22 protein-coding genes are annotated in these 25,796 nt (G+C 72.5%); 12 read left to right on the top strand and 10 right to left on the bottom strand.

Annotation, left to right across the window (positions count from 1 at the left end; all coding sequences use genetic code 11):
• Positions 1-92 precede the first annotated feature (92 nt).
• From cseC to AB0N90_RS34155, 5 genes are all read right to left on the bottom strand, one after another.
• Positions 93-1,451, bottom strand: a complete 1,359-nt coding sequence (cseC, locus tag AB0N90_RS34175) for a two-component system sensor histidine kinase CseC (RefSeq protein ID WP_365203043.1) — start codon at positions 1,449-1,451, stop codon at positions 93-95.
• A 10-nt stretch (positions 1,452-1,461) separates the two neighbouring features.
• Entirely contained in the window at positions 1,462-2,166 is a 705-nt protein-coding gene (gene cseB / locus AB0N90_RS34170) for a two-component system response regulator CseB (protein WP_128791110.1), read from the bottom strand.
• A gap of 51 nt (positions 2,167-2,217) precedes the next feature.
• The gene (locus tag AB0N90_RS34165) at positions 2,218-2,829 is read right to left on the bottom strand and encodes a hypothetical protein (RefSeq protein ID WP_037660311.1); all 612 of its coding nucleotides are present in this window, start codon (positions 2,827-2,829) and stop codon (positions 2,218-2,220) included.
• 41 nt (positions 2,830-2,870) lie between these two features.
• Positions 2,871-3,410 carry a SigE family RNA polymerase sigma factor gene (locus AB0N90_RS34160; RefSeq protein ID WP_086809325.1) on the bottom strand — a complete coding sequence of 180 codons (540 nt, stop codon included), beginning with the start codon at positions 3,408-3,410 and terminating at the stop codon, positions 2,871-2,873.
• A gap of 281 nt (positions 3,411-3,691) precedes the next feature.
• Positions 3,692-4,567 carry an A/G-specific adenine glycosylase gene (locus AB0N90_RS34155; RefSeq protein WP_085565927.1) on the bottom strand — a complete coding sequence of 292 codons (876 nt, stop codon included), beginning with the start codon at positions 4,565-4,567 and terminating at the stop codon, positions 3,692-3,694.
• 179 nt (positions 4,568-4,746) lie between these two features.
• Between AB0N90_RS34155 and AB0N90_RS34150 the strand changes: the two genes are divergently transcribed.
• Complete coding sequence (locus AB0N90_RS34150; protein WP_365203040.1) at positions 4,747-5,577, top strand: hypothetical protein; 831 nt, start codon at positions 4,747-4,749, stop codon at positions 5,575-5,577.
• A gap of 48 nt (positions 5,578-5,625) precedes the next feature.
• Here AB0N90_RS34150 and disA read toward each other — a convergent pair whose 3' ends face one another.
• Together disA and radA are read right to left on the bottom strand one after the other, a co-directional pair.
• Positions 5,626-6,750: a DNA integrity scanning diadenylate cyclase DisA gene (gene disA / locus AB0N90_RS34145; RefSeq protein WP_361682794.1), complete on the bottom strand. Its 1,125-nt coding sequence runs from the start codon at positions 6,748-6,750 to the stop codon at positions 5,626-5,628.
• Between the two features lie 80 nt (positions 6,751-6,830).
• A complete protein-coding gene (radA, locus tag AB0N90_RS34140) occupies positions 6,831-8,240 on the bottom strand; it encodes a DNA repair protein RadA (RefSeq protein WP_136100278.1) in 1,410 nt (469 codons plus the stop codon).
• A gap of 422 nt (positions 8,241-8,662) precedes the next feature.
• On the opposite strand from radA, the gene AB0N90_RS34135 reads away from it, so the two are divergent.
• Positions 8,663-10,234 (top strand): hypothetical protein, encoded by a 1,572-nt coding sequence (locus AB0N90_RS34135; protein WP_365203136.1) that lies wholly within the window; start codon positions 8,663-8,665, stop codon positions 10,232-10,234.
• Between the two features lie 958 nt (positions 10,235-11,192).
• On the opposite strand, the gene AB0N90_RS34130 is transcribed toward AB0N90_RS34135, so the two are convergent.
• Positions 11,193-12,032: a hypothetical protein gene (locus AB0N90_RS34130; RefSeq protein WP_365203037.1), complete on the bottom strand. Its 840-nt coding sequence runs from the start codon at positions 12,030-12,032 to the stop codon at positions 11,193-11,195.
• Between the two features lie 71 nt (positions 12,033-12,103).
• Here AB0N90_RS34130 and AB0N90_RS34125 point away from each other — a divergent pair, with 71 nt between their 5' ends.
• The 4 genes from AB0N90_RS34125 (at position 12,104) to ilvD (ending at position 16,564) form a co-directional block, all read left to right on the top strand.
• Positions 12,104-13,036, top strand: a complete 933-nt coding sequence (locus AB0N90_RS34125) for a Ppx/GppA phosphatase family protein (RefSeq protein WP_361682802.1) — start codon at positions 12,104-12,106, stop codon at positions 13,034-13,036.
• An 84-nt stretch (positions 13,037-13,120) separates the two neighbouring features.
• Entirely contained in the window at positions 13,121-13,933 is an 813-nt protein-coding gene (locus tag AB0N90_RS34120; RefSeq protein ID WP_365203035.1) for a sugar phosphate isomerase/epimerase, read from the top strand.
• Positions 13,930-14,574 (top strand): TetR family transcriptional regulator, encoded by a 645-nt coding sequence (locus AB0N90_RS34115; RefSeq protein WP_365203033.1) that lies wholly within the window; start codon positions 13,930-13,932, stop codon positions 14,572-14,574. Before AB0N90_RS34120 ends, AB0N90_RS34115 begins: the two co-directional genes overlap by 4 nt.
• 136 nt (positions 14,575-14,710) lie before the next feature.
• Positions 14,711-16,564, top strand: a complete 1,854-nt coding sequence (ilvD, locus tag AB0N90_RS34110) for a dihydroxy-acid dehydratase (protein ID WP_365203032.1) — start codon at positions 14,711-14,713, stop codon at positions 16,562-16,564.
• Positions 16,565-16,636: 72 nt separating this feature from the next.
• Here ilvD and AB0N90_RS34105 read toward each other — a convergent pair whose 3' ends face one another.
• Entirely contained in the window at positions 16,637-18,781 is a 2,145-nt protein-coding gene (locus AB0N90_RS34105) for a serine/threonine-protein kinase (RefSeq protein WP_365203030.1), read from the bottom strand.
• 146 nt (positions 18,782-18,927) lie between these two features.
• Here AB0N90_RS34105 and AB0N90_RS34100 point away from each other — a divergent pair, with 146 nt between their 5' ends.
• The 5 genes from AB0N90_RS34100 (at position 18,928) to AB0N90_RS34080 (ending at position 22,245) form a co-directional block, all read left to right on the top strand.
• Positions 18,928-19,182 carry an SH3 domain-containing protein gene (locus AB0N90_RS34100; protein WP_361682812.1) on the top strand — a complete coding sequence of 85 codons (255 nt, stop codon included), beginning with the start codon at positions 18,928-18,930 and terminating at the stop codon, positions 19,180-19,182.
• A 95-nt stretch (positions 19,183-19,277) separates the two neighbouring features.
• Positions 19,278-19,784, top strand: coding sequence for an EamA/RhaT family transporter (locus tag AB0N90_RS34095; RefSeq protein WP_365203028.1), 507 nt, complete (start codon positions 19,278-19,280; stop codon positions 19,782-19,784).
• 52 nt (positions 19,785-19,836) lie between these two features.
• Positions 19,837-20,607, top strand: a complete 771-nt coding sequence (locus AB0N90_RS34090; RefSeq protein WP_365203026.1) for a class I SAM-dependent methyltransferase — start codon at positions 19,837-19,839, stop codon at positions 20,605-20,607.
• Positions 20,608-20,665: 58 nt separating this feature from the next.
• Positions 20,666-21,475, top strand: coding sequence for an ABC transporter ATP-binding protein (locus tag AB0N90_RS34085; protein WP_365203024.1), 810 nt, complete (start codon positions 20,666-20,668; stop codon positions 21,473-21,475).
• Positions 21,472-22,245 carry an ABC transporter permease gene (locus AB0N90_RS34080; RefSeq protein ID WP_365203022.1) on the top strand — a complete coding sequence of 258 codons (774 nt, stop codon included), beginning with the start codon at positions 21,472-21,474 and terminating at the stop codon, positions 22,243-22,245. The genes AB0N90_RS34085 and AB0N90_RS34080 overlap by 4 nt, the downstream gene beginning before the upstream one ends.
• A 94-nt stretch (positions 22,246-22,339) precedes the next feature.
• Here the strand turns inward: AB0N90_RS34080 and AB0N90_RS34075 are convergent, their stop codons facing one another.
• Complete coding sequence (locus AB0N90_RS34075; protein ID WP_365203134.1) at positions 22,340-24,235, bottom strand: lamin tail domain-containing protein; 1,896 nt, start codon at positions 24,233-24,235, stop codon at positions 22,340-22,342.
• Between the two features lie 272 nt (positions 24,236-24,507).
• Here AB0N90_RS34075 and proC point away from each other — a divergent pair, with 272 nt between their 5' ends.
• Entirely contained in the window at positions 24,508-25,320 is an 813-nt protein-coding gene (gene proC / locus AB0N90_RS34070; protein WP_085565941.1) for a pyrroline-5-carboxylate reductase, read from the top strand.
• Positions 25,321-25,796 lie beyond the last annotated feature (476 nt).

Below are 25,796 nucleotides of genomic sequence, written 5' to 3'. Positions count from 1 at the left end.
CGAAAGGGGCGCGGGGAACTGCGCGAAGGGGCCCCACCGGCCCGCGGCCGACGACCGACCGAACCGCCCCCCAACTCCCCGCCCCGCCGATTTCAGCCCGCTCCCCCCGACAGCGGCAGCATCGGATAGCTCCCCGTGTTCGTCGGCGCGTGCTCCGGCAGCCACAGGACCGCCACCGCGCCCTCCGCCGGGAGCTCCGGGGGGAGGCCCGCGGGGCGGATGTTGCGGAAGGTGAGGCGGGCGCCGAGGACGCGGGCCTGGCCGGCGGCGATGGTCAGGCCGAGGCCGTGGCCCTGGCCCGCGCGGTCCGTGCTGCCGGTGCGGAAGCGGCTCGGGCCCTCCGCGAGAAGCGCCTCGGGGAAGCCGGGACCGTGGTCGCGGACCCGGATCACCCGGCCCTCGACGCTCACTTCGATCGGCGGCCGCCCGTGCCGCGCGGCATTGGCGAGCAGGTTGAACAGCACGCGTTCCAGGCGGCGCGGGTCGGTCGTCACCTCCGACTCGTGCACGATCCGTACGACGATGTCCGGATCCTTCGCCGCCACCCGCCGCGCGACGAACTCGCCCAGCAGGATGTCCTGGAGCTCGGCCCGCTCCGAGGCGCTGTCCAGGCGGGCCACCTCCAGCACGTCCTCCACCAGCGTGCGCATCGCCTTGGCCCGGTCGAGCACCAGCTCGGTGGGCCGGCCGGGCGGCAGCAGCTCGGCGGCCGTCAGCAGCCCCGTCACCGGGGTGCGCAGCTCGTGCGCGATGTCCGCGGTGACCCGCCGCTCGGCCTCCAGGCGCAGCCGCAGCGCGTCCGCCATCGCGTCCACCGCCCGTGCCAGATCGTCGGTCTCGTCCCGTACGACCCCGCCGATGGACTCCCGCACCCGTACCTCGGTCTCGCCCCGCGCGACCTGGTTCGCCGCGGCCGCGGCCTTGCGCAGCCGGCCGGACAGCTGCCCGCCGATCAGCACGCCGAGCGCGCTGCCGCCGAGGACGACCGCGATGGAGCCGATGACCAGGGCCTGGTCCAGGTCCTTCATCACGTCCATGGAACGGTCCGGGAAGTGGCTGTGCAGCGACAGCACATGGCCGTCCTTGGCCGGTACCGCCGCCCAGATGTCCGGCGGACCCGAGCCCCGGTCGGAGACATCGCTCGCCCGGCGCCCGGCCATCACCTTCTCGCGCAGCGCCGGCGGCATCCCCGGATCGTCGATCTTTATGTTCGGGAAGTTCGTCCGCCCGGACAACTCGTAGTTGCGCTGTGCCAGTTGGACCCGGTCATTGGCCAGGTCGCGCGCGTTGTCCAGCATCGAGACCCGGGCCGCGTTGTGCACGACCAGGCTCAACGCGATCGCCACGAGCCCCGCGACCAGCGCGATCGCCGCACTGAGCTTCCACCGGATCCCGGTGTGCAGGCCCACGCGCTCCATGCGCCGGACCGGATGGCGCCAAAACCCCCGCATACCGCTCCGTTCAGGCCTTCAGCTTGTAGCCGAAGCCGCGGACCGTCTCGATCCGGTCCTGGCCGATCTTCTGCCGCAGCCGCTGTACATGGACGTCGACCACGCGGGTGTCCCCGCCCCAGCCGTAGTCCCACACGCGCTCCAGGAGCTTGTCGCGGGAGAGCACGGTCCCGGGCGCGGAGGAGAACTCCAGCAGCAGCCGCATCTCGGTCGGGGTGAGCGCCACCGGCCGGCCGTCCCGCAGCACCTCCATGCCGTCGGTGTCGATCCGCAGATCGCCGAAGGTCAGGGTGCCGCCCTGCATCGCGGACGCGGGCTCCTCCGGGTGCGCGGAGCCACCGGCGTGCCCGAAGCGGCGCAGCACCGCCCGGATCCGGGCGACCAGGACGGCGCCGTCGAACGGCTTGGTCACATAGTCGTCCGCGCCGGCCTCCAGGCCGAGGACGACGTCGATGGAGTCGGCGCGCGCCGACAGCATGATCACCGGCACCGTCGACTCGTCCCGGATCCGGCGGCACAGGCTGACCCCGTCGAGACCCGGCACCATCACATCGAGCAGGGCGATGTCGGGGCGGTTCGCCCGGAACGCCGCAAGGCCCGAGAGCCCGTCGGGCATGGCGGTGACCGCGAAGCCGTCCCGCTCCAGGGCGAGCTGTGTGGCCTCGCGGATGACGTCGTCGTCCTCGACGAACAGAACGTGGGTCTGATCTGCCATCCCGGTGCTCTCTGTCCTCGTGAAGTGCTGGTGGTCCGGTCGAAGGGCGGTTCAGCTGTCCGGCACCGGCGTCGGGACCTGCCCGGCCGACTTGCTGTACTCGTTGCGCACGCTCTTGCCCGGTGTGAACCGTCCCGCCTTCCAGCTGTACGGCGTCACGATCTCACCGGACGGGCTGGAGATGGGATCGCCCTTCTCGTAATACTGCCTGGTCACCGACAGCCGACCCTGATCGATCTCGGCGTAGACCGGCGATTCCTCGGTCCGGAACACGTTCTTGAAGGTGCCGGAATCGTCCCGGTACACATACGAGCCGATCCCGACCGCGTCCGCGCATGTCAGCACATTGATCACGACGTCGTCCACCGGAGACCCGGTCAGATCACCGTACGAGATGTCCACGGGGTACTCGTTGCCGCTGCACGGCTTCAGTTCCCGCTTGACGGTGGCGGACACCGCCGGATCCTGTTTGAGCAGCTGTACGGCGTCCACCTTCCGGTACTTGTCCGGATCGTTCGGTGAGGGCGACGGCGAGGCCACGGCGCCGGCCCCGGCCACCGCCGAGGCGTGTGCCGGGCCCTCGTCCCGGGCACCCAGGCCGCCCGTGCCGCACGCACCGACGAAAAGGGCGAGGGCGGTGACCGAGGCCACCGCCGCGATCACCGCCAGCCAACTCCCACGGGTCCCTGTGGACCCGGGCCCTGTCAGGCCGCGCAACGCTCCCGCTCCTCACGCTCCAGCGCCCGTGCGTCCAGGTCGCGGGCCTCCAGCTCCTCACGGAGCCGGGCGAGCGCCCGGTGCAGCGTGCTCTTGACCGTACCGGCCGACATACCCAGGGCCGCGGCCGTCTCCTCGGTGGACATCTGCTCCCAGTGTCGCAGCACCACGACACTGCGCTGCTTGGGTGCGAGGACTTTCAGGATGTCCATCAGCAGGGCCCGGTCGGCGTGCTGCTCGGTGGAGTCCTCCACACTGGCGTCCGGCAGCTGCTCGGTGGGGACCTCCTCCAGCTTGCGGGCCCGCCACCACTCGGTCCGGGTGTTGATCATGACCCGGCGCAGATAGGCGTCCGCGAGCCGCTTGTCGGCGATGCCGTCCCAGCGGCCGTACGTCCGCACCAGCGCGGTCTGGAGCAGGTCCTGCGCGTCCACGGGGTCCGGCACCAGCCGGCGCGCACTGCGCAGCAGCGCGTCCTGTCGTGTGCGGACGTACTCCTCGAATGCGAGCACCTCGCCCTGCGCCATGTTCAACCGCCTCCGTTCCCCGTGTGCTTCGGCCCCCGCCGAAGTCCCGCTGTCCTGCCGGCCCGTGGTCTGCCGGGCACGGAAATGAAGTTAGGCAGTCGTTGTCACGGGGCTGTGCGGACCAGCCTTCGGCTAGCAATCGGCTATCCGTCGGTTGTGTAACGGCCACAGGAAGGGGGTAAAGAGGGCGGTGCTTATGTCCAGTTATGGGGCCTTTGTTGTGCTCCGGTTGGGCGAGGCGGCCCGTAACAGTGGGGGCGGTGCTGTGATCTGACTGTGCGTCAGGTGAGGGGCAGTCGGTACAGACCGCCGGGCAGCGGCTCCACCAGTCCGTCGGTGACCAGTCCGTCCAGCGCGCGGGCCCGCTGCACCGGTTCGTGCCACACCCGGTCGAGCCGCGCCTGCGGCACCGGGGTGTGCGCCTCCCGCAGCACGGCGAGCAGCTTGCCGCGCACCTGACGGTCCGTACCGGCGTACGTCTGCCCGCGCCGCGGCGGTCCCTGGTGCTCCGGCTTGCCCGCCTGCCGCCAGGCGCACTGCGCGGCGATCGGGCAGCGCGCGCACCCCTCGTTCTTCGCGGTGCACACCAGCGCGCCCAGCTCCATGGAGGCGGCGGCCCAGCGCGCGGCCGTCCCCTCGTCCTCGGGCAGCAGCTCCCGGGCCAGGCGCCGCTCGGCCGCGGTCGTCGCGTTCGGCGGGTACTGCACCCCCGTCACCGCGCGCGCCAGCACCCGTCGCACATTCGTGTCCAGCACCGGGTGCCGCTGCCCGTAGGCGAACGAGGCCACCGCGGCGGCCGTGTACTCGCCGATGCCGGGCAGCGCGAGCAGCTGCGCGTGTTCCGTCGGTACGTCACCGCCGTGCCGTTCCGTTATGGCGACCGCGGCGCCGTGCAGCCGCAGCGCGCGGCGCGGATAGCCGAGCCGGCCCCAGGCGCGCACCGCCTCGCCGGGCGCCTCCTTCGCCAGGTCGGCGGGGCGCGGCCAGCGGGCCAGCCACTGCTCGTAGACGGGCAGCACCCGGTTGACCGGGGTCTGCTGAAGCATGAACTCGCTGACCATCACGCCCCACGCGCCCGCCTCCGGGCGGCGCCAGGGGAGGTCGCGGGCATGGGCGTCGAACCAGGCGATCACGGGGGCGTGGATTTTCTCGGTCATGGCCTTCCGATCCTGCCACGCCGCGCGGGGTGACGCGGGTGACGAGGCCGTCACCCAGCGTGCCGGCAAGTGAAGAACCGTGCCTGCGGGGGCAGTTACCGGGATGATGATCCGGAAAAGTTGGTGCGTGGACGGCGGGTGGGGCAAGGCCGCGCGCCGAACTCTCGTAGAGTTCTGGCGTGGGATCTCTGCGCAATCCGGTCGGGCCGCTTCCCTCCTCCATCTACTGGCGCAGGAGGGCCGTACTGCTGTCGGTGGTCGCCGTCTCGGCACTGCTGATCGCCTGGATCGTCACGACGGGAGGCGGGGGCGGCGGCGGGAAGAAGGGCACCAGCGCGTCCGGCGGCAAGAACCCCACGAACACCATCACCCCGGGACCGTCGGGCTCGGGCCCCGCGTACAGCCAACACCCGGGCGGGCGGGACGAGTCGGGCGGGTCGGACGCGGGCTCCGGGTCCGGCGGTTCGGCGGGGTCCGCCGGGTCGGGTTCCGGTGGCGACGGTAACGGCGGCTCGGGCTCGGGCGGTTCCGCGGGCTCCGGCGGCGGGTCCGCCGCGGGCGGCGGGGCGGTGGCCGCGGGCGACGCGCTGCCCGGCTCCTCCGCGCTCGCGAACTGCACGTCCGGCGCGGTGTCGTTGGGCCTGCGCAGCCTGCACAACTCCTACTCGCCGGACCAGAAACCGGCCTTTGAACTCACCGCGAAGAACACCTCGTCCGCCGACTGCAAGGTCGATCTCGGGCCGAAGAACACGGTGTTGACGATCACCCCGGCCGACAGCGACAACGCCTTCTGGTCCTCCGCCGACTGCCCCACGGGCGCGGGCGACCTGCTCTTCCGGGTACCGGCAGGCAAGTCCATCACGTACACGGTCACCTGGGACCGCCGCCCGAGCGCCGCCCACTGCGCGACCCCGTCCGGCGGCACGGCCAAGACCGGGACGTACCTGCTGGAGGCGAAGACACCGGGCTACGGGAAGCTCCAGGCGTCGTTCGTGCTGTCGGCGGACTAGTACTTCTCGGACCTGCCGGGTACTTCTCGGACCCGCCGGGCCCGAAGATCAGACGTACCGCTCCAGGATCGAGGACTCCGCCAGCCGCGAGAGTCCCTCCCGCACGCTGCGCGCCCGCGCCTCGCCCACGCCGTCCACCGTCTGGAGGTCGTCCACGCTCGCGGCCAGCAGCTTCTGCAGCCCGCCGAAGTGCTCCACCAGCCGGTCGATGATCGCCCCCGGCAGCCGCGGCACCTTGGCCAGCAGCCGGAAGCCCCGCGGGGACACCGCGGAGTCCAGGGTCTCGGGCGACCCGGTGTAGCCCAGCGCCCGCGCCACGGTGCCGACCTCGATCAGCTCGGACTGGGTGAGCGCGTTCAGCTCGGACAGGGCCTCCTCCACCGTGCGGGAGCGCTTGGCCGTCGGCTCGGGCACATAGTCCCGTACGACCAGCTCCCGGTCCGGCTCGACCCCCGCGATCAACTCCTCCAGCTGGAGCGCGAGCAGCCGGCCGTCGGTGCCCAGCTCCACCACGTACTCGGCGATCTCGGTGGCGATCCGGCGCACCATCTCCAGACGCTGCGCGACGGCGGACACGTCCCGCACCGTCACCAGGTCCTCGATCTCCAGCGCCGACAGCGTGCCCGCCACCTCGTCCAGGCGGAGCTTGTACCGCTCCAGGGTGGCCAGCGCCTGGTTCGCGCGGGAGAGGATCGCCGCCGAGTCCTCCAGGACACGGCGCTGACCGTCGACGTAGAGCGCGATCAGCCGCATCGACTGGGACACCGAGACGACGGGGAAGCCGACCTGTTTGCTGACCCGGTCCGCCGTACGGTGCCGGGTGCCGGTCTCCTCGGTGGGGATGGTCGGGTCCGGGACCAGCTGCACACCCGCGCGCAGGATCTTCGAGAGGTCCGAGGAGAGCACGATGCCGCCGTCCAGCTTGCACAGCTCCCGCAGCCGGGTCGCGGCGAACTCCACGTCCAGCACGAAACCGCCCGTGCACATCGCCTCGACGGTCTTGTCGGAGCCGAGCACGATCAGTCCGCCGGTGTTGCCGCGCAGGATGCGCTCCAGGCCGTCCCGCATGGCCGTACCGGGTGCCACGGCGCTCAGGGCGGCGCGCATCAGGCCATCGGAACCGGCACTCCCACCGGACTTTCCGGGAGCTGCTGCCCGGTCGTTGGCTGCCACTGCACTCCTCCGGTCGGGGGTTCGCCTGCGCGCCCGTGCCCGCACTCGGTTCGTACGGACGGGCGAGACCTGGGCAAAGTCTACCGGCGCTCCTCCGGCTCCCGTGGGGCCTCTCGGCGACGGGAGCGGGGCAGGACCCGCAGCGCATCCCCCATGTCCGCGACTTCCAGCACCTTCATCCCCGGCGGGGTCTTCCCCGGATCGCCCGGGACCAGCGCATGCGTGAAGCCGAGCCGGTGCGCCTCGGCGAGCCTGCGCTGCACGCCCGTGACCCGTCTCACCTCGCCGGCGAGACCCACCTCGCCGATGGCCACCAGGTTCTTCGGCAGCGGGGTGTCGCTCGCGGCGGAGGCCAGCGCGAGGGCGATGGCCAGATCGGCGGCGGGCTCGGACAGCTTCACGCCGCCGACCGTCGCCGAGTAGATGTCCCGCTTGCCGAGCGCGCTGATCCGGCCGCGCTGTTCGAGCACGGCCAGCATCATCGACACCCGGGAGGTCTCCAGGCCCGACGTGGTGCGCCGGGGGGAGGGGATCTGGGAGTCCACGGTCAGCGCCTGCACCTCGGCCACCAGCGGGCGGCGGCCCTCCAGGGTCACGGTCAGACAGGTGCCCGGCACCGGTTCGTCGCGCCGGGTCAGGAAGAGACCGCTCGGGTCGGCGAGGCCGGTGATCCCCTCGTCGTGCAGCTCGAAGCAGCCGACCTCGTCCGTCGCGCCGTACCGGTTCTTCACGCCGCGGACCAGGCGGAGCCGGGCGTGCCGGTCGCCCTCGAAGTGCAGGACGACGTCCACCAGGTGCTCCAGCAGCCGCGGGCCCGCGATCGCGCCGTCCTTGGTGACATGGCCGACAAGCAGCGTGGACATGCCGCGCTCCTTGGAGGCCCGGATCAGCGCCCCGGCCACCTCGCGGACCTGGGCCATGCCGCCGGGCGCGCCGTCGATCTCCGGGGAGGCGACCGTCTGCACCGAGTCGAGGATCAGCAGGGAGGGCTTGACCTCGTCCAGATGCCCGAGGACGGCGGAGAGGTCGGTCTCGGCGGCCAGATACAGCTGGTCGTGCAGCGCGTTGATGCGGTCGGCGCGCAGCCGCACCTGGCTCGCCGACTCCTCGCCGGTGACATACAGGGTGCGGTGCTCCTCGCTCGCCGCCTTGGCCGCCACGTCCAGCAGCAGGGTGGACTTGCCGACGCCGGGCTCGCCCGCCAGCAGCACCACCGCGCCCGGTACCAGCCCGCCGCCGAGCACCCGGTCCAGCTCCGGCACCCCGGTGGAGCGGGCGGTGGCCTGCCGGCCGTCGACCTGGCCGATGGGCAGCGCGGAGGTGACGACCCGGCCGGGCGCCGTGGTGCGGACCGCGGGCGCGCCGTACTCCTCGACGGTGCCCCACGCCTGGCACTCGGGGCAGCGGCCGAGCCACTTGGCCGTCTGCCAGCCGCACTCGGTGCAGCGGTAGGACGGACGGTCCTTGGTGGTCTTGGTACGGGCAGCCATGCGGAAACCGTAGCCCGCGGCACTGACAACGGGACGGGGGGCGGCCGACCGGGTGGACGGGTTCGGCCGGCGGGGCGCGGAATCCGGCCCCGGAACAAAGGGTTCCTGTCCCCTTATGAGGGATCGTTTCACCCGTACGGATTAAAAGTGCTCAAGGCTCCAGAAGGGGCGCTCCGCCGACGCCTACGGTCGCACGGGTGATGAGCAGCAGCCCGGAGACCACCACCCGCACCACCGGCGCGCACCGGGCGCACGGCACGGCGCGCGAAGCACGAGAGGCGCGCGAGGGGCGTGAACCGCGCGAGGGTGCGCGGAAGCCTGGTGTGTCTGAGTCACATGAAGCGTGTGAGGCGCATGAGGCGCGAGACACGCGGGATGCGCGAGACGCCCGTGAGGCGCGGGACCGTGCCGCCGCGCGGACCATCGCCCGCCGGGAGTCGACGCGCTACGAGCCGTACCTGGACGGCCTGTTCACCTACTGCCTGTCCATCCTGTGCGACCACGACACGGCCACCGCCGCGCTCGGCGACGCCCTCGCGCTGGCCGAGCGGCGGGCGCACCGCGTGCCGGGGACCGGCGGGGAGCGCAGGGCCTGGCTGTACGCGCTGGCCCGCTGGGCGTGTCTGCGCAAGCTGGCCGAGGCGAAGCAGAAACGTCAGGCCACGCATGCGGCGGGCCGTACGGACAAGGGCACGGGAAGGAGCGGGCGGGGAACCGGTCCCGAGGCGCCCGGCCCGGTCCTCCCGCCGGAGCTCCAGGAGCGCCGGCACCGCGAACTGACCCTGCTCGCCTGGCCGGAGGCGGCCGGCACCACGCCCGAGCAGCGCGAGGCCCTGGAGCTCGCCGTCCGCCACCGTCTGACCGCCCCCGAGGTCGCCGCCGTCCTCGGCATGGCACCGGCCGCCGCCCGCGATCTGCTCGCCACGGCCGCCTGCGAGGTCGAGCGGACCCGGGCCGCGCTCGCCGTGGTGGAGTCCGGCGGCTGCCCGAGCGTCGCCCATCTCACCGGCGACAGCAGGCTGATCCTCAGCACCGCGCTCCGCCGCGAGCTGGTACGGCATGTCGACGACTGCCCGCGCTGCCGGCGCAGTGCCGAACGCGCGGCCCCCGGCCGCTGGCCCGGCACCACGGTCACCCCCGCCGAGCTGCCCGTCCTGGAGGCGCCCCGCGCGGCCCTCGTCCCGCGCTCCCGGGCGAAGGTCGCGGACGCGCCCCGCTTCGACCGGCGGGGCTTCCCGATGGACCCCAGGGACCGCGCGGCCCGCCGCGACCGGCTGCGGGCCCGCGCGGTGACGACGACGGTGGTGGCGACGGTGGTGGCGGCGCCGGTGCTGGCCCTGTGGGCGGCGTACCGGGGCGCGCCGACGGGGGAGCCGGACGGCCACCCCGGCACCGCGCGCGAGGCGCAGGGGCCGGACGCGATCGGCGGGGACGGCACGGGCGGGGGGTACGAGAACGCGGGCAGCGCGAGCGTGCAGCCGGGCGCGGGGAAGGACGGCAAGCCGGACGTCTCGGTGGAGGTGATGAGCGTCGCGCCCGGTACGGCGGACGGCTCGGCCGGGAGTCTGTCGGTGACGGCGGCGAACGACGGCGACACCACGCTGATCACGCTGACCGCGACGGGTCCCGACCCGGTCCGCTGGTCCGCGGTGACCGGCTCCGCGTGGCTGTATCTGAGCCAGTCCTCGGGCACGCTGGCCTCCGGCGAGAGCGTGACGCTGAAGGCGTACGTCGACCACCTCCACGAACCCAGGGGCGCCTGGCGGGCCCGGATCTCCATCGCCCCGGCCGGCACGGTGGTCACCATCACCGGCTCCGGCCCCCTTCCCACCCCGCCCCCACCACCGACTCCGACCCCGACATCCCCCTCCACCTCTCCTCCCCCCGCCCCACCAACCCCTTCCCCCACCCCGACCGACCCCCCGCCCTCCACATCCCCCACCCCGACACCATCCGAGACGACCACCGAGACACCGACTCCGTCGGGGAGCTAGGGCCTGTCCGCCGCGTACCGGCCGGGTCGAGGGCTCGCGGGGCTGCGGCGGCCCATGAGCCGGGCGGGCGGAGAGAGCGGGGGCGGGGGCGGGGGTGCGCGGGCGAGATCGGGCGCAGGGGGGCGGATGCCGTGCGGGGTGAGAGTTCGGCGGGGGGCCGAACTTCTCCGAGCTGCCCTGGAACCCGCTGTTGGGTTGGGCGGGCGGGGAGCGGGGACGAGGGGGCCGGTTTTTGATGGCGTTCCGGGCCGGGGTGGGAGCCCAACCGGGGGAGCCCGTCAGTCGACTGAGTTGTCGGGCGGGCGGTCAGAGGGTTCTTGGCCGCCGTGTTTCCCCGGGAGCACGTCGTCTCGCTGAGCTGGTTGGGCGGGTGGGGGAGCGCCCTGGCGTGGGACCCCTGCTAGTGCGCCGGGACCCGTTCTTACCTGCGGAGTTCCGGCTGGGGGAGATCCTCGGGAGAACGTAAGCCCATCGAGTTGGCTGGGCTTGTGGGAAGCGCGGTCCCTTCGCTTGACGCTCAACCCGGAGCGAGGCGCTGTCGGCGCGGTGGGGCCGGTACTTGATCGCCGTGTTCCGGCCGGGGTGCCCTCTCGGGCGGTCGCCGAGTCGGTCTGTTCGCCGGGTTCTGGTCATCAGCCCGTCGAGGCGGCTGGGCGGAGTGGGGAAGCCCATGCCGGACCGCTCACGCGGCGCGGGGTTCCGTCGGCGTGGCGGGAGCCGTTTGTGGTTGTCGTGTTCTGGCCGGGGTGGGGTTCCGGCCGGGAGGGAGTGTGCCCGTGAACCCAGCAGCCGACCGCGTCGGGTGGGCGGGTGGGAGAGGGCGGGGCCCGCGCGCCGCCCGGCTGTTCAGCTGGGGGCAGTGTGCGGGGGCACCCGTCAGCAGACCGAGTCGGGTGGGTGGGGAAAGGGGTGGTGCGGGCCCCGCCCGGCTGTGCAGCCCGGCGGGGGGACGGCGGCGTCAGGGGGTCGGGTCCGCCGGGTGGGGGGCCAGCAGGGGGAGCGCGGCGGAGAGGCGCTCCTCGCAGAGCTCGGCCAGCCGGTCGTAGCCCTCCTTGCCCATCAGCTCCGTCAGCTCCGCGCGGTAGGACACGTACACCGGCTCCCCCGCACCGTGCGCCGACGTGGCCGACGTGCACCACCAGTGCAGATCGTGCCCGCCCGGACCCCAGCCCCTGCGGTCGTACTCGCCGATGGAGACCTGCAGCACCCGCGTGTCGTCGGGCCGGTCGATCCACTCGTACGTCCGCCGGACCGGCAGCTGCCAGCACACGTCCGGCTTGGTCTCCAGCGGCTCCCGGCCCTCCTTGAGCGCGAGGATGTGCAGCGAGCACCCCGCGCCGCCCGCGAACCCGGGCCGGTTCTGGAAGATGCAGGACCCCTGGAAGGGCCGCGTCTGCCGGGACCCCTCCTCGTCCTCCGAGATCCAGCCGTCCTTCGTGCCCTCGGCGTGGTGCTGCCAGATCTCCGGCGTGAGCCGCGCCACGTGCTCGGCGACCCGCTTCTCGTCGTCCTCGTCGGAGAAGTGCGCCCCCAGCGTGCAGCACCCATCGTCCGCGCGCCCCGCCTTGATGCCCTGGCAGCCGCTGCCGAAGACGCAGCTCCAGCGCGAGGTCAGCCACGTCAGATCGCAGCGGAAGACCTGTTCGTCGTCCGCCGGGTCCGGAAACTCCACCCACGCGCGCGCGAAGTCGAGCCCCTTCTCGTCGCTCACCTTCGACCCCTTGGCAGCTTTGGCGGTCTTGCGAGCCTTGTCCGTCTTACCGGCTTTCGCGGACTTCGCCTTTTTCGTCTTTGGCACCCGTCCAGGGTAAGTGCCCCGCCCCCGGTCCGGGGACCGTGGAGCCGCGTTCTGGCAGTAGCGTTCCGTATATGAGACTCGGTGTCCTGGACGTGGGTTCAAACACGGTGCATCTGCTGGTGGTGGACGCCCACCCCGGCGCGCGCCCGCTGCCCGCGCATTCGCACAAGGCCGACCTTCGGCTCGCCCAACTCCTCGACGACAGCGGTGCCATCGGCGACGACGGCATCGAGAAGCTCGTCGACGTCGTACGGGACGCGCTCCAGGCCGCCGAGGACAAGGGCGTCGAGGACCTGCTCCCCTTCGCCACCTCCGCCGTCCGCGAGGCGAGCAACGCCGACGAGGTCCTCGCCCGCGTCGCCGACGAGACCGGCGTACGACTCCAGGTGCTCTCCGGCGCCGAGGAGGCCCGCCTCACCTTCCTCGCCGTACGCCGCTGGTTCGGCTGGTCCGCCGGGAAGCTGCTGGTCCTGGACATCGGCGGCGGCTCCCTGGAGATCGCCTTCGGCATCGACGAGGAGCCGGACGCCGCCGCCTCCCTCCCGCTCGGCGCGGGCCGCCTCACCGCCGGCTGGCTGCCCGGCGACCCGCCCGCCCCGGACGACGTACGCGCCCTGCGCCGCCATGTCCGCGCGGAGATCGCCCGCACGGTCGGCGAGTTCGCCCGCTTCGGCGCCCCCGACCATGTCGTCGCCACCTCCAAGACCTTCAAGCAGCTGGCCCGCATCGCCGGGGCCGCCCGCAGCGCCGACGGCCTCTACGTCCAGCGCGAGCTCAAACGCGAATCCCTGGAGGCATGGGTTCCCCGCCTGTCCGGTATGACCATCGACCAGCGCGCCGAACTGCCGGGCGTCTCCGACGGCAGGGCCGCCCAGCTGCTCGCGGGCGCCCTGGTGGCGGAGGGCGCGATGGACCTCTTCGGCGTGGAGAGCCTGGAGATATGCCCCTGGGCGCTGCGGGAGGGCGTGATCCTGCGGCGACTCGATCACATGGGCTCCGCTTGAGCACCCCCAAGGGGCCCGATGGCTTGGCTCACAACGGCCGACGGCACCCGACACGCGCACCTTCCCACCCCTTAGGGTGTCGGCGTGGCTGAACCAAGGGACGTTCCCGTAGCGCTGTCGACGGCCTCCGTATACCCGGAGTCCACGGCGACGGCCTTCGAGATCGCCGCGCGCCTCGGCTACGACGGCGTCGAGGTCATGGTCTGGACCGACCCCGTCAGCCAGGACATCGACGCGCTGCGCCGCCTCTCGGACCACCACGGCATCCCGATCCTCGCCGTGCACGCCCCGTGCCTGCTGATCACGCAGCGCGTCTGGTCCACCGACCCGTGGACCAAGCTGCGCCGCGCCCGCGCCGCCGCCGAGAAGCTGGGCGCCGCCACCGTCGTCGTCCACCCGCCGTTCCGCTGGCAGCGGCAGTACGCCCGGGACTTCGTCGCGGGCGTCTGGCGGATGGCGGACGAGACGGACGTACGGTTCGCGGTCGAGAACATGTACCCCTGGCGCTACCGCGACCGCGAGATGCTCGCCTACGCCCCCGCCTGGGACGTCACCCAGGACGACTACCGGCACTTCACGATCGATCTCAGCCATACGTCGACGGCCCGTACCGACGCCCTGGAGATGGTCGGCCGCATGGGCGACCGGCTCGGCCATGTCCACCTCGCCGACGGGCGCGGCTCGGCCAAGGACGAGCACCTGGTGCCGGGGCGCGGCGACCAGCCCTGCGCCGAGCTGCTGGAGCACCTGGCCGTCTCCGGTTTCGGCGGCCATGTCGTCATCGAGGTCAACACCCGGCGGGCGATGTCCGGCGCCGAGCGCGAGGCCGATCTCGCCGAGGCCCTCGCCTTCACCCGCAAGCACCTGGCCGCCGCCGTCCGCCTCCCGCGACGATGACCGACCCCACCGCGTCCGCCGAGCCGCCCACCGCGTCTTCCCGGCCCCCCGCCCGCCGCCGCGGCCGCCCCTCCCGCGCCGAGTCCGCCGGCACCCGGGACCGCATCCTCACCGCGGCCCGCGAGGAGTTCTCCGCGCGCGGGTACGACAAGACCTCCGTACGCCAGATCGCCAAGGCGGCCGGCGTGGACTCCGCGCTGGTCCACCACTACTTCGGCACCAAGGAACAGGTCTTCGCGGCGGCCGTCGAAGTCGCCTTCGCCCCCGCCTTCGCCGCCCCCGACACCCTCGCCGAGGGCCCGCCGGACGGCGTGGGCGAGCGGCTGGCCCGCTTCGTCTTCGGTGTCTGGGAGAACCCCACCACCCGCGCCCCGCTGCTCGCGATCCTGCGCTCGGCCGTCACCAACGACACCGCCGCCGCCGTCTTCCGCCGCCTGGTCGCCGCCCAGCTGGTGCGCCGGGTCGCGGCCCGGCTGGACCTGCCGGACGCCGAGCTGCGCGCCGAGCTGGCCGCCGCGCAGCTGGTGGGTACGGCCCTGATGCGCTACGTCCTCAAGCTGGAACCGCTCGCCTCGGCGGACGTGGAGGAGATCATCGCGCGCGTGTCACCCGTCGTACAGAAGCACCTCACACAGCCCTGAAGGCAGCCCCGATCACGGCCGCAGGGCGGACGCCGATGAAATGCCCGTCCCGCATTCCGGACAAGCGTGTCCATTCCTTGGAGCGTCGGCGTAGGCTCGGAGAAAGCCAGAACTGTTCATCGAGGAGCGAGCGACGATGCCCGAGCTGAGGTCCCGCACAGTCACCCACGGCCGCAACATGGCGGGCGCCCGCGCCCTTATGCGTGCCTCCGGTGTACCCGGCGCGGACATCGGCCGTAAGCCGATCATCGCCGTAGCCAACTCCTTCACCGAGTTCGTGCCGGGCCACACCCACCTCCAGCCGGTCGGCCGGATCGTCAGCGAGGCGATCACCGAGGCCGGCGGCATCCCACGCGAGTTCAACACCATCGCGGTGGACGACGGCATCGCCATGGGCCACGGCGGCATGCTCTACTCGCTGCCCTCCCGCGACCTGATCGCGGACTCCGTGGAGTACATGGTCGAGGCCCACTGCGCCGACGCCCTGGTCTGCATCTCCAACTGCGACAAGATCACCCCGGGCATGCTGATGGCCGCCCTGCGCCTGAACATCCCGACGGTCTTCGTCTCCGGCGGCCCCATGGAGGCCGGCCGCGCCACCCTGGTCGACGGCACCGTGCGCTCCCTCGACCTGATCGACGCCATCGCGGAAGCCGCCAACGACAAGGTCTCCGACGCGGACATCCTGCGCATCGAGGAGAACGCCTGCCCGACCTGCGGCAGCTGTTCCGGCATGTTCACCGCCAACTCGATGAACTGCCTGACCGAGGCCATCGGCCTCTCCCTGCCCGGCAACGGCTCGGTCCTCGCCACCCACACCGCGCGCAAGCAGCTCTACGTCGACGCCGCCCGCACCGTCATGGACGTGACCCGGCGCTACTACGAGCAGGACGACGAGACCGTCCTGCCCCGCAATGTCGCCACCTTCCAGGCCTTCGAGAACGCCATGGCCCTGGACATCGCGATGGGCGGCTCCACCAACACGATCCTGCATCTGCTGGCCGCCGCCCAGGAGGCGGGCGTCGCCTTCGGCCTGGAGGAGATCGACGCCGTCTCGCGCCGCGTCCCCTGCCTCGCCAAGGTCGCGCCGAACGTGGGCAAGAACCGTACGTACTACATGGAGGACGTGCACCGCGCCGGCGGCATCCCCGCCCTCCTCGGCGAACTGCACCGCGCGGGCCTGCTCAACGAGGACGTGCACGCCGTGCACAGCCCCTCCCTCGCCGACTGGCTCAAGACCTGGGACGTGCGCGGCGGCTCCCCGTCCCCCGAGGCCGTCGAGCTGTGGCACGCGGCCCCCGGCTGCGTCCGCTCCGCCGAGGCCTTCTCCCAGTCCGAGCGCTGGGAGTCCCTGGACGACGACGCCGAGAGCGGCTGCATCCGCTCCGCCGAGCACGCCTACTCCAAGGACGGCGGCCTCGCGGTGCTGCGCGGCAATCTGGCCGTCGACGGCTGCGTGGTCAAGACGGCCGGCGTGGACGAGTCGATCTGGACCTTCGAGGGCCCGGCCGTGGTCTGCGAGTCCCAGGAGGAGGCCGTCCAGCGGATCCTCACCCAGGAGGTCAAGGAGGGCGACGTCGTCGTCATCCGCTACGAGGGCCCCAAGGGCGGCCCCGGCATGCAGGAGATGCTCTACCCGACCTCGTACCTGAAGGGCCGCGGCCTCGGCAAGAGCTGCGCGCTGATCACCGACGGCCGCTTCTCCGGCGGCACCTCGGGCCTCTCCATCGGCCACGCCTCCCCGGAGGCGGCCTCGGGCGGCACCATCGCCCTGGTCGAGGACGGCGACCGGATCCGCATCGACATCCCGAACCGCAGCATCGAACTGCTGGTGGACGACGCCGAACTGGCCCGCCGCGAGCAGGCCCTGAACGGCGCCTACACCCCGAAGAACCGCGACCGCAAGATCACCGCCGCGCTGCGCGCCTACGCCGCGATGGCGACCAGCGCGGACAAGGGCGCGGTGCGGGACGTGAGCAAGCTGGGCTGACCGCCGTCCTGCCGTCATGACGAAGGGGCCGCCCCCGCGGGGAGCGGCCCCTTTCGCACGCCCGGGAACGTTTCACCAGGCCGACGGGTCCCGCCCGTCGAGCGCGAACACCGATCCGTCGGGAGCGGTGGCGAACACCTGCGGCGCCACGAGCACCGGCGCGGCCCGCAGCGCCGCGATCCGCGCGGTGCCGTCCCCCGGCCGCGCCGGTGTCTGCCCCGCGAGCCGCCCACTGCGCGCGTCCACGGCGAGCAGCCGCCCGTCACCGGCGGAGAAGTACAGATACCGGTCCCCGGCGACCAGCGCCGAGCCCCGGCTCACCGAGGTCTCCAGGTGCCACAGCCGCTTCCCGGCCGCGGTGTCCACGGCGTCCAGGCCACCGTTGACGTCCAGCAGATAGACCACGCCCGCGCGCACGACGGCGTGCACGTCCGGCCGGGGCGCGGGCAGCGCCACCCGTCGTACGGCCCGGGTCGCGGCGTCGTAACGGACCACCGCGTCCGTGTCGCCGTAGACCGGGTCTGCGGACACGAGGAACACCGTGCCGTCCGCGGCGCCGACCGGCCGCAGCAGCCCGGTCAGCACGGTGTCCCAGCGCACCGCGCCGCTCTTCGGATCGAACGCGACGACCCGGGTGCTGCGGCCGTCGGCGGAGACGGTCGAGGCGAGGGCGGCGCCGCTGCCCGGATACGTGTCGACGCTCGGCCGGCCGGCCCCGGGCAGCCGGTGGCTCCAGCGGGTACGGCCCGACGCGCTGTCCACCCCCGTGACCGTGCCGTCGGCCGCGGTGATCAGCAGCGTCCCGTCCGTGTACTGCGCCCCGGCGCCCGTGGGCAGGGCGTGCCGCCAGCGCGTACCGCCCGTGTCCGGGTCGAGGGCCACCACATCCCCGGCCTCGTCGCGCACCTGCACCAGGCCGCCCGACACCGCGGGCGCCGCGCTCCAGCGCGCCCCCGCGAAGGGATGCCGCCACAGCACCCGGCCGCCGCGCGGATCGAGCGCGTACGCCTGCCCCGCCCCGGCGCACAGCACCTTGCCCGCCCCGAAGGCGCACCGGGGCGCGTCGCTCTGCCCGGCGACCGGCGTCGTACGCCACCCCGCGAACCCGACCGCAGCCGTGCGCGGAGCCTTCGCCGCGGGGGCGTCGGCACCGAGCCACTGCACACAGGCGAGGGCCCCGCCGACGGCCAGCGCGAGCACCCCGGCCGCGACGGCGGCGACGCGACCTGGCCGCCCGAGGCGCCTCTTCGACGGCGCCTTCCCGGTGCCCCCCGGGACCTCCGCCGCCACGTCCTCCCGCTCGGAACTCTCCCGCTCGGAACCCTCCCTCTCGGAAGCCTCCGAACTCGCCTTCCGCTGTGCCGGTATGAACGCCTGGGTGTCGTACGACGCCGCCACCGACCGCAGTTGGCGCATCAGCTCGTCCGGCGTCGGGCGCTCGTCCGGCTCCTTGGCGAGGCAGCGCTCGATGAGCGGCGCGAGACCCGCCGGCACCCCCGACAGATCGGGCTCGTCATGGACGACCTGATAGGCGACGACGTACGGGCTGTCGGAGTCGAACGGACCGCGCCCGGTCGCCGCGTGCACCAGCACCGAGCCCAGCGCGAAGATGTCCGCGGCCGGACCGACCTCGCGCGGCCGCCGGAACTGCTCGGGCGCCATGAACGGCGGGGTGCCGATCAACTTGCCCGTCTCCGTGCGCAGTTCGCTGTCCTTGGGCCGCGAGATGCCGAAGTCGATGACCTTTGGACCGTCCTCGGCGAGCAGCACATTGCTCGGCTTGAGATCCCGGTGCACCACGCCCACACGGTGTATGTCCCGCAGCGCCTCCGCGAGCCCCGCCATCAGCCGCCGCAACTGCCCGGCGTCCAGCGGCCCGTGCTCCTTCACCTGCTCGGACAGGGTCGGGCCGGGGATGTACAGGGTGGCCATCCAGGGGCGCGCCGCCTCCGGGTCGGCGTCCACCACGGGCGCGGTGAAGGCCCCGCTGACCCGGCGCGCCGCGGCCACCTCCTGCCGGAACCGGCCCCGGAACTCCCGGTCCCGCGCGAACTCCGCGTGGACGACCTTCACGGCGAGGCGCAGCCCGGACGTACTGCGGGCGAGGTGGACCACCCCCATGCCGCCGGAGCCCAGCCGGGACTCCAGGTGGTAATGCCCGGCGTACTCGGGCATATCGGCTTCCGCGCCCGCTCCGGTGCTGCGCTGTGGCGTCATCGACTGGACCGCCCCCCGTGCTCATCGTCCGCGCGCGACGCACGGAGCCTAGTCGATGGCTCGTACGAGACCGAGGCGGCTTGCTAACCTCCGTTCGCATTCGACGATCCCCGCCTTCCGGCGGGGCTTCACGGGGGAGATTCCGCATGTCCGTCCGCTACTACTCCGTCGCCCCGGGCGTCCGCGTCAACGTCCGCAGCGGCCCCGGCACCAGCTACGGCATCACCCGCACCCTCTCCGAGGGCGCCAAGGTCCCGATCTACTGCCAGACCACGGGCACCAACGTCACCGGCACGTACGGCACCTCGAACATCTGGGACAACATCAGCGACGGCGAGTTCGTGGCCGACGCCTACGTGCACACGGGCAGCGACGGCTTCGTGGCGGACCGCTGCGGCTGACACCCCGCCGCCGAATCCGTATCCCGTATCCCGTATCCGGGCCCGCCGCCGCACCCGCCCGCGAGTCCTCCGCCCTTCGGCGCCATAATCGTCCCGTGAGCGACGAAACCGGCGCCCCGGGCGCCCCGGAGGAACCCGTGGGCGAGCCCCGGCCCGAGCCCCTGCGCTTTTTCGGCACGTCCTGGGTGCACCACGACGACGGCTACGCGGCCCGCCGCGCCGGTGTCGCCGCCGGTTCCCTCGTCGCCGCGGTCGCCTCCTGCCTGGTGCTGCGCTTCGCCTTCCAGGGCCTCCAGATCGCCGACACCGGCGCCTTCGTGACCGTCCTGGTCGTCGCCATGTTCGCGATCTGCACCGCGCTCGCCTTCGGCAACACCCTGGCCGGCTTCGGCAAGCGCCAGGACCCGCAGCGCCAGGCGTCCCTGCGCGGACTGCTCGCCATCGGCTTCGTCGGCACCCTCGCCGCCTACTTCGTCCGCTCCCTCACCGAGGCCCCGGGCGAGAAGCTGCACCGCGAGGAGTACGAGAAGGCCCGCGCCGAACACGCCGTCCGCACCACCCGCCGCTCGGGCAACCCCTCGAAGAAGAAGCGCCGCCGCTAGAACTCGGGCAAAGCCGCTGCCGTACGCGGCGGCCACCGGCGACCATGGCGGTATGACGACCACGCGACCCGCCGACCCCGCCCGCGCCCACTCCTTCAACGCGGCAGCCGCCCAGTACGCGGCCAACCGCCCCTCCTACCCGCCCGCCCTCTTCGACACCATCGAGCAGGCGGCGGACCGGCCCCTGACCGGTGCGCGGGTCGCGGACGTCGGCGCCGGTACCGGCATCTCCACCAGCCTGCTGCACGCCCGCGGCGCGGACGTCCTCGCGGTCGAGCCCGGCGCGGGCATGGCCGCCGAGTTCCGCCGCGGCAACCCGGACATCCCCCTGGTCCGCGGCAACGGCAACGCCCTTCCGCTCGCCGACGCCACCCTCGACTTCCTCACCTACGCCCAGTCCTGGCACTGGACCGACCCAGCCCATTCGGTGCCGGAGGCACTGCGCGTCCTGCGCGCGGGGGGCGCGCTGGCGCTGTGGTGGAACATCAGCGCCCTGGACGTCGAGTGGATCGCAAAATCGTCCGAGCGGGTGCGCCGCGCCGCCGGCATGGACTCCCAGCAGGCCGACCGTGAGCAGCGCGCGGAGGTCGCCGATCCCAGCGGACGCCTGGACTTCGCCCGCCACAAGCTCCGCTGGAGCCGCCGAGTCCCCCTCGACACCCACCTGGCCAACCTCGGCAGCCACTCCCACTTCCTCGTCATGGACGCCCCCGCCCGCGACGCCTTCCTGACCGAGGAGCGCACCCACCTCCAGCAGGTCTTCCCCGACGGCGTGGTCGAGGAGACGTACGACGTACTCCTCCTGGTCGCCAGGAAGCGGTGACGAGAAGGCTCCTCGGCCCTTGACGCCCCACCCCGCCGGGCAGAATATTCATCGCGTGATGAATTATGTACCGCCGACCCCGGCCCCGCCCCCACCCGCCGCCATCCACACCGACCACCTCACCGTCGTCCGCGGCCCCCGCCCCGTTCTGCACGACCTCTCCTTCACCGTCCCGCCCGGCCGGATCACGGGCCTCCTCGGCCCCTCCGGCTGCGGCAAGTCGACGCTGATGCGCGCCGTCGCCGGGACCCAGGCCAAGGTCACCGGCACCCTCGACGTCCTCGGCCGCCCGGCCGGCCACCCCGACCTGCGCACCCGCGTCGGCTACGTCACCCAGGCACCCTCCGTCTACGCGGACCTGACCGTCCGCCAGAACCTGGCGTACTTCGCGGCCGTCCTCGACCCCGGCCGCGCCGCCGCCGACCGCCGCCGGGCGAACATCACCCGGGCCATCGCCGACGTCGACCTCACCACCCACGCGGACGCCCTCGCCGGCTCCCTCTCCGGCGGTCAGCGCAGCCGGGTCTCGCTCGCCGTCGCCCTGCTCGGCACCCCCGAACTCCTGGTCCTGGACGAGCCGACCGTCGGCCTCGACCCCGTACTGCGCCGCGACCTGTGGCAGCTCTTCCACGGCCTCGCCGCCACCCGCGGCACCACCCTCCTCGTCTCCTCCCATGTCATGGACGAGGCCGAGCGCTGCGACCGCCTACTGCTGATGCGCGAGGGCGCGATCCTCGCCGACGACACCCCCGAGGCACTGCGCACCCGCACCGGCACGGACACGGTCGAGGCCGCCTTCCTGCACCTGGTCGACGAGGCCACCACGGCGGCCCGCACCGAGGCGAACGTCAAGGAGCGCACCCGATGAACCCGACGACGGCCCCCCGGCCCGCGGCCGCCCTCAGCCCCGCCCGCGCCCTCGCCACGGCGGCCCGCGTCCTGCGCCAGCTGCGGCACGACCCCCGCACCATCGCGCTGATGATCGCCGTCCCGTGCCTGATGCTGGTCATCCTGCGCTACGTCTTCGACAGCGGCCCGCACACCTTCGACACCCTCGGCGCCTCGCTGCTCGGGATCTTCCCGCTGATCACGATGTTCCTGGTGACCTCCATCGCCACCCTGCGCGAACGCACCTCGGGCACCCTGGAACGCCTCCTCGCCCTCCCCCTCGGCAAGGCCGACCTCATCGCCGGCTACGCCCTGGCCTTCGGCGCCTTCGCCGTCCTCCAGTCGGTCCTCGCCACCGGCCTCTCCGTCTGGCTGCTCGGCCTCGACGTCATGGGCTCACCGTGGCTGCTCCTGCTCGTCGCCCTCCTGGACGCCCTGCTCGGCACGGCCCTCGGCCTCTTCGTCTCGGCCTTCGCGGCCTCGGAGTTCCAGGCGGTCCAGTTCATGCCGGCCGTGATCTTCCCCCAACTCCTCCTCTGCGGCCTCTTCACCCCCCGCTCCACCATGCACCCCGTCCTGCACGCCCTCTCGGACGTCCTCCCCATGTCCTACGCCGTGGACGCCATGACCCAGCTCCTCCACCACCGCGACCCGACCACGGCCTTCGCCCGGGACGCCCTGATCGTGACCGGCTGCGCCCTCCTGGTCCTGACCCTGGGCGCGGCGACGCTACGCCGCCGGACGCCATGACCGGTACGACAAGGCTCCCGGCGGTCAGCGGGTGGCCCTGGTCGCCACCCCGTCCGCCGGGAGCCCCGGTGCCGCGGGGAGTGCAGCGGGGGGTTCAGCAGGGGAAGGTGCCGCTGTAGAGGGCGTGGCCGTACGAGGAGCTTCCGGAGCCGAAGCCGTAGATGCCGTCGTCGGTCCAGACCGCCTCGCGCGAGCCGTTGACGCAGGTCGAGGTGGGCGCGAGGGCGAAGCCCTCCAGGTTGTCGACCGGCATGACGGCCGGGTTCGTGTAGGTCACGTCCGGGACGATCGCACCGGCGGCGTCGACCTTCAGGAAGGTGTGGGTCTCACCGCAGGCGTTGTCGCAGGTGGCGACGATGCGCTGGGTACCGGAGTCGAAGGTCACGTCCACCACGGAGGCCTTGCCGGTGGAGATCGCGCCGAACGTGGTGAACGTACCGTCGGAGTTCAGGCCGTAGGCGTGCAGCGTGCCGTCCCACTCCAGACCGGCGAAGAACAGGCCCGAGCCGTGCAGCGGGTAGTTCGCCGGGTTGTAGGCGGCGCCGGTCAGCGGGTCCACCCAGCCGCTCGCGGTCAGCCAGCTGTCCGGCACATAGGCGACACCCTCGAAGCCCAGGTTGGCGTCGTCCTTGCTGCCGGTGTCGAGCTGCGGGAACTGCGAGGTCATGTCCCACTGGTGGATCGGCGTGAGCGTCGAACCGCCGGCCGCCGGGTCGAACTCCATGATCGTGTCCTTGGGGACCGTGTTCTTGGTGTTGTCGCGCTCGGAGGTCACATAGAGGTGCCCGTTGGCGCCGACCGTCAGACCCTCGGAGTCCGGCTCGCCGGAACCGCCCAGGAAACGGATCTGCTTGCCGGTCGCGCTCCACGACGTGTCCGGGATCCACTTGCCGTTGCTCTTGACCAGCTTGAACAGCCAGTTCTTGTTCTTGGCGGCCCACAGCACCGACGGGTTCGCCGGATCGAAGGCCAGCCCGCTCACATCACGCCCCTCGGGGCCGGTGGACGTCGTGAACGCGCAGACGTTGTCGGCGATCGTGACATCGAGGCCGCCCGGCCACGCCGAGGTGCCGGCCGGGGTGGCGGTCGTACCCGTGGGTGCCTCGGGGGTGCAGCCGCTGGTCAGCGAGCCGCCGCCGCCCAGCAGTTGGCCGCCCCCACCGCCGGTGCCGCCGCTGCCCGAGCAGGAGTTCGCGCCACCGAGCGTCGCGGTCGTGGCGGTCCGGAAGGTGCCGGTGCCGGAGCCGTTGGCGCAGCGCTCGTCCGACGGCTTGGCGCCACCGGTCGCCCAGGTCACCGAGTCGACGGTGTTTCCGTTGCCGTCGGTGAGGAAGACCGAGTCGTTGTCGCCCAGGCCGAGCGTCGAGGCGAACGTCGCGTAGCCGCCGGCCGGGATGCTGGTCGTGCTCGGCGAGGAGGACGAGACCGAGGCCGCGGTGTGGCTGGTGTCGTTGTCGACGTACTTCCACGATCCGATGTTCACCGCGCTCGAACCGCCGTTGTACAGCTCCACGGTGTCCGCGCCGTCCGAGGTGACCTCGTTGATCCGCACCTGGCTCGCGGCCGGGAGCGACGCGGGGCAGCCCGAGGCGTTCGCCGCGCCGAACGTGGTCGCCGCGGTCGTGGTGACCCATGCGCCGGTGCCGTCACCGCCGCACCGCGCCATCGCCGGCTTCGCCTTGCCGGTCGCCCACTCGACGCGGTCGACCACCGTGCCACCGGAGGTGTAGATCACCAGCTTGTCCGAGTCGCCCAGTCCCTTGGGCGAGTCGAAGGTGACGAAGCCGTGCGCCGGGACGGTACCGGCGGACGGGCTGAACGACTGCGGCGAGAAGCTGTCGTCGGACACCTTCCAGCCACTGATGCTCACCGCGGTCGAACCGGTGTTGTACAGCTCCACCGTGTCGCTGTTCGACGAGGTGACCTCGTTGATCCGAACGTTCTGGTAGCCGGCCGGGTCCGCGGCGGCCGCGGGCTGAGCGGCGACCATCCCTGTCACGAGCAGTCCTGAGAGCGTCAAGGCAGCGGCGCACACGGAGGCGACGCCGGGACGCGAAGGTGAGGTAGACACGAGGCCGGACTCTGGCGGCACCACCTTGAGACAGCGTGTACGCGGGCTGAATGCCACCTGCTGGCCACCGGAACGTCAGACGCGCATCCCCGGGGCGCCGCCCGGCCGCTGTCCGGGCGAGGCGCACCGCGAACGTTCCGCCAACCGGACATACACCCCGGTCGAACACCCCCGGTGCCAGACTGAACCGCATGACCCAGAAAGTCGCAGTACTCGGCACCGGCAAGATCGGCGAAGCCCTGCTCAGCGGAATGATCCGAGCCGGCTGGGCGCCCGAGGACCTCCTCGTCACCGCCCGCCGCCCCGAACGCGCCGAAGAGCTCCGCGCCCGGCACGGCGTCACCCCGGTCGGCAACACCGAGGCCGCCAAGACCGCCGACACCCTGATCCTCACGGTCAAGCCGCAGGACATGGGCGCCCTGCTCGACGAACTGGCCCCGCACATCCCCGCCGACCGCCTGGTCATCAGCGGCGCCGCGGGCATCCCGACCGCCTTCCTGGAGGAGCGCCTCGCCAAGGGCACTCCGGTGGTCCGCGTCATGACGAACACCCCGGCCCTCGTGGACGAGGCCATGTCCGTCATCTCCCCCGGCACCCACGCCACCCAGGAGCATCTGGCCACCGCCGAGGACATCTTCGGCGCCGTGGGCAAGACGCTCCGTGTGCCCGAGGGCCAGCAGGACGCGTGCACCGCGCTGTCCGGCTCCGGCCCGGCGTACTTCTTCTACCTGGTCGAGGCCATGACCGACGCCGGGATCCTCCTCGGTCTGCCCCGCGACAAGGCCCACGACCTCATCGTCCAGTCCGCCATCGGCGCCGCCGTGATGCTCCGGGACAGCGGCGAACACCCGGTGAAGCTCCGGGAGAACGTCACCTCTCCCGCCGGTACGACGATCAACGCCATCCGCGAGCTGGAGAACCACGGCGTCCGCGCGGCCCTCATCGCGGCCCTGGAAGCCGCCCGGGACCGCAGCCGCGAGCTGGCCTCCGGCACGAAGGACTGACCCTGGCCGGGAGGGACCGGCCGGCGGTTGACACACCTCGGGGGGATCCGTAAGGTACTCCGAGTTGTCCGACGTGAGCGCCGACTCCGGTCGGTCCCCGGACAGCCATTCCGTGAGCACCACCCAATCCGACACCTCGGTGTCGAACACTTTGGCGTGCGTATTTGCGAAATGAGGAATCCACGTTCGAAAGAACGGGCCCCCGATTAGCTCGGGAGCCGGGAATCCGGTAATGTCTCACTCGTCGGAACGGCCCAACGGCCGGGAAGGCAAACCCCGCTGACTGGGGGTCAGAAACCGAAAGGATCTGATAGAGTCGGAACCGCCGGAAAGGGAAACGCGAGAGCGAGAACCTGGAAAGCACCGAGGAAATCGGATCGGAAAGATCTGATAGAGTCGGAAACACGAAGGGAAGCCCGGAGGAAAGCCCGAGAGGGTGAGTACAAAGGAAGCGACCGTTCCTTGAGAACTCAACA

The sequence above is a fragment of the Streptomyces sp. NPDC093018 genome, assembly GCF_040684035.1.
GTDB classification, from domain to species: Bacteria; Actinomycetota; Actinomycetes; order Streptomycetales; family Streptomycetaceae; genus Streptomyces; species Streptomyces murinus.
Note: the sequence above shows the minus strand (reverse complement) of the source record. Positions and strands in the feature narration are given on the sequence as shown.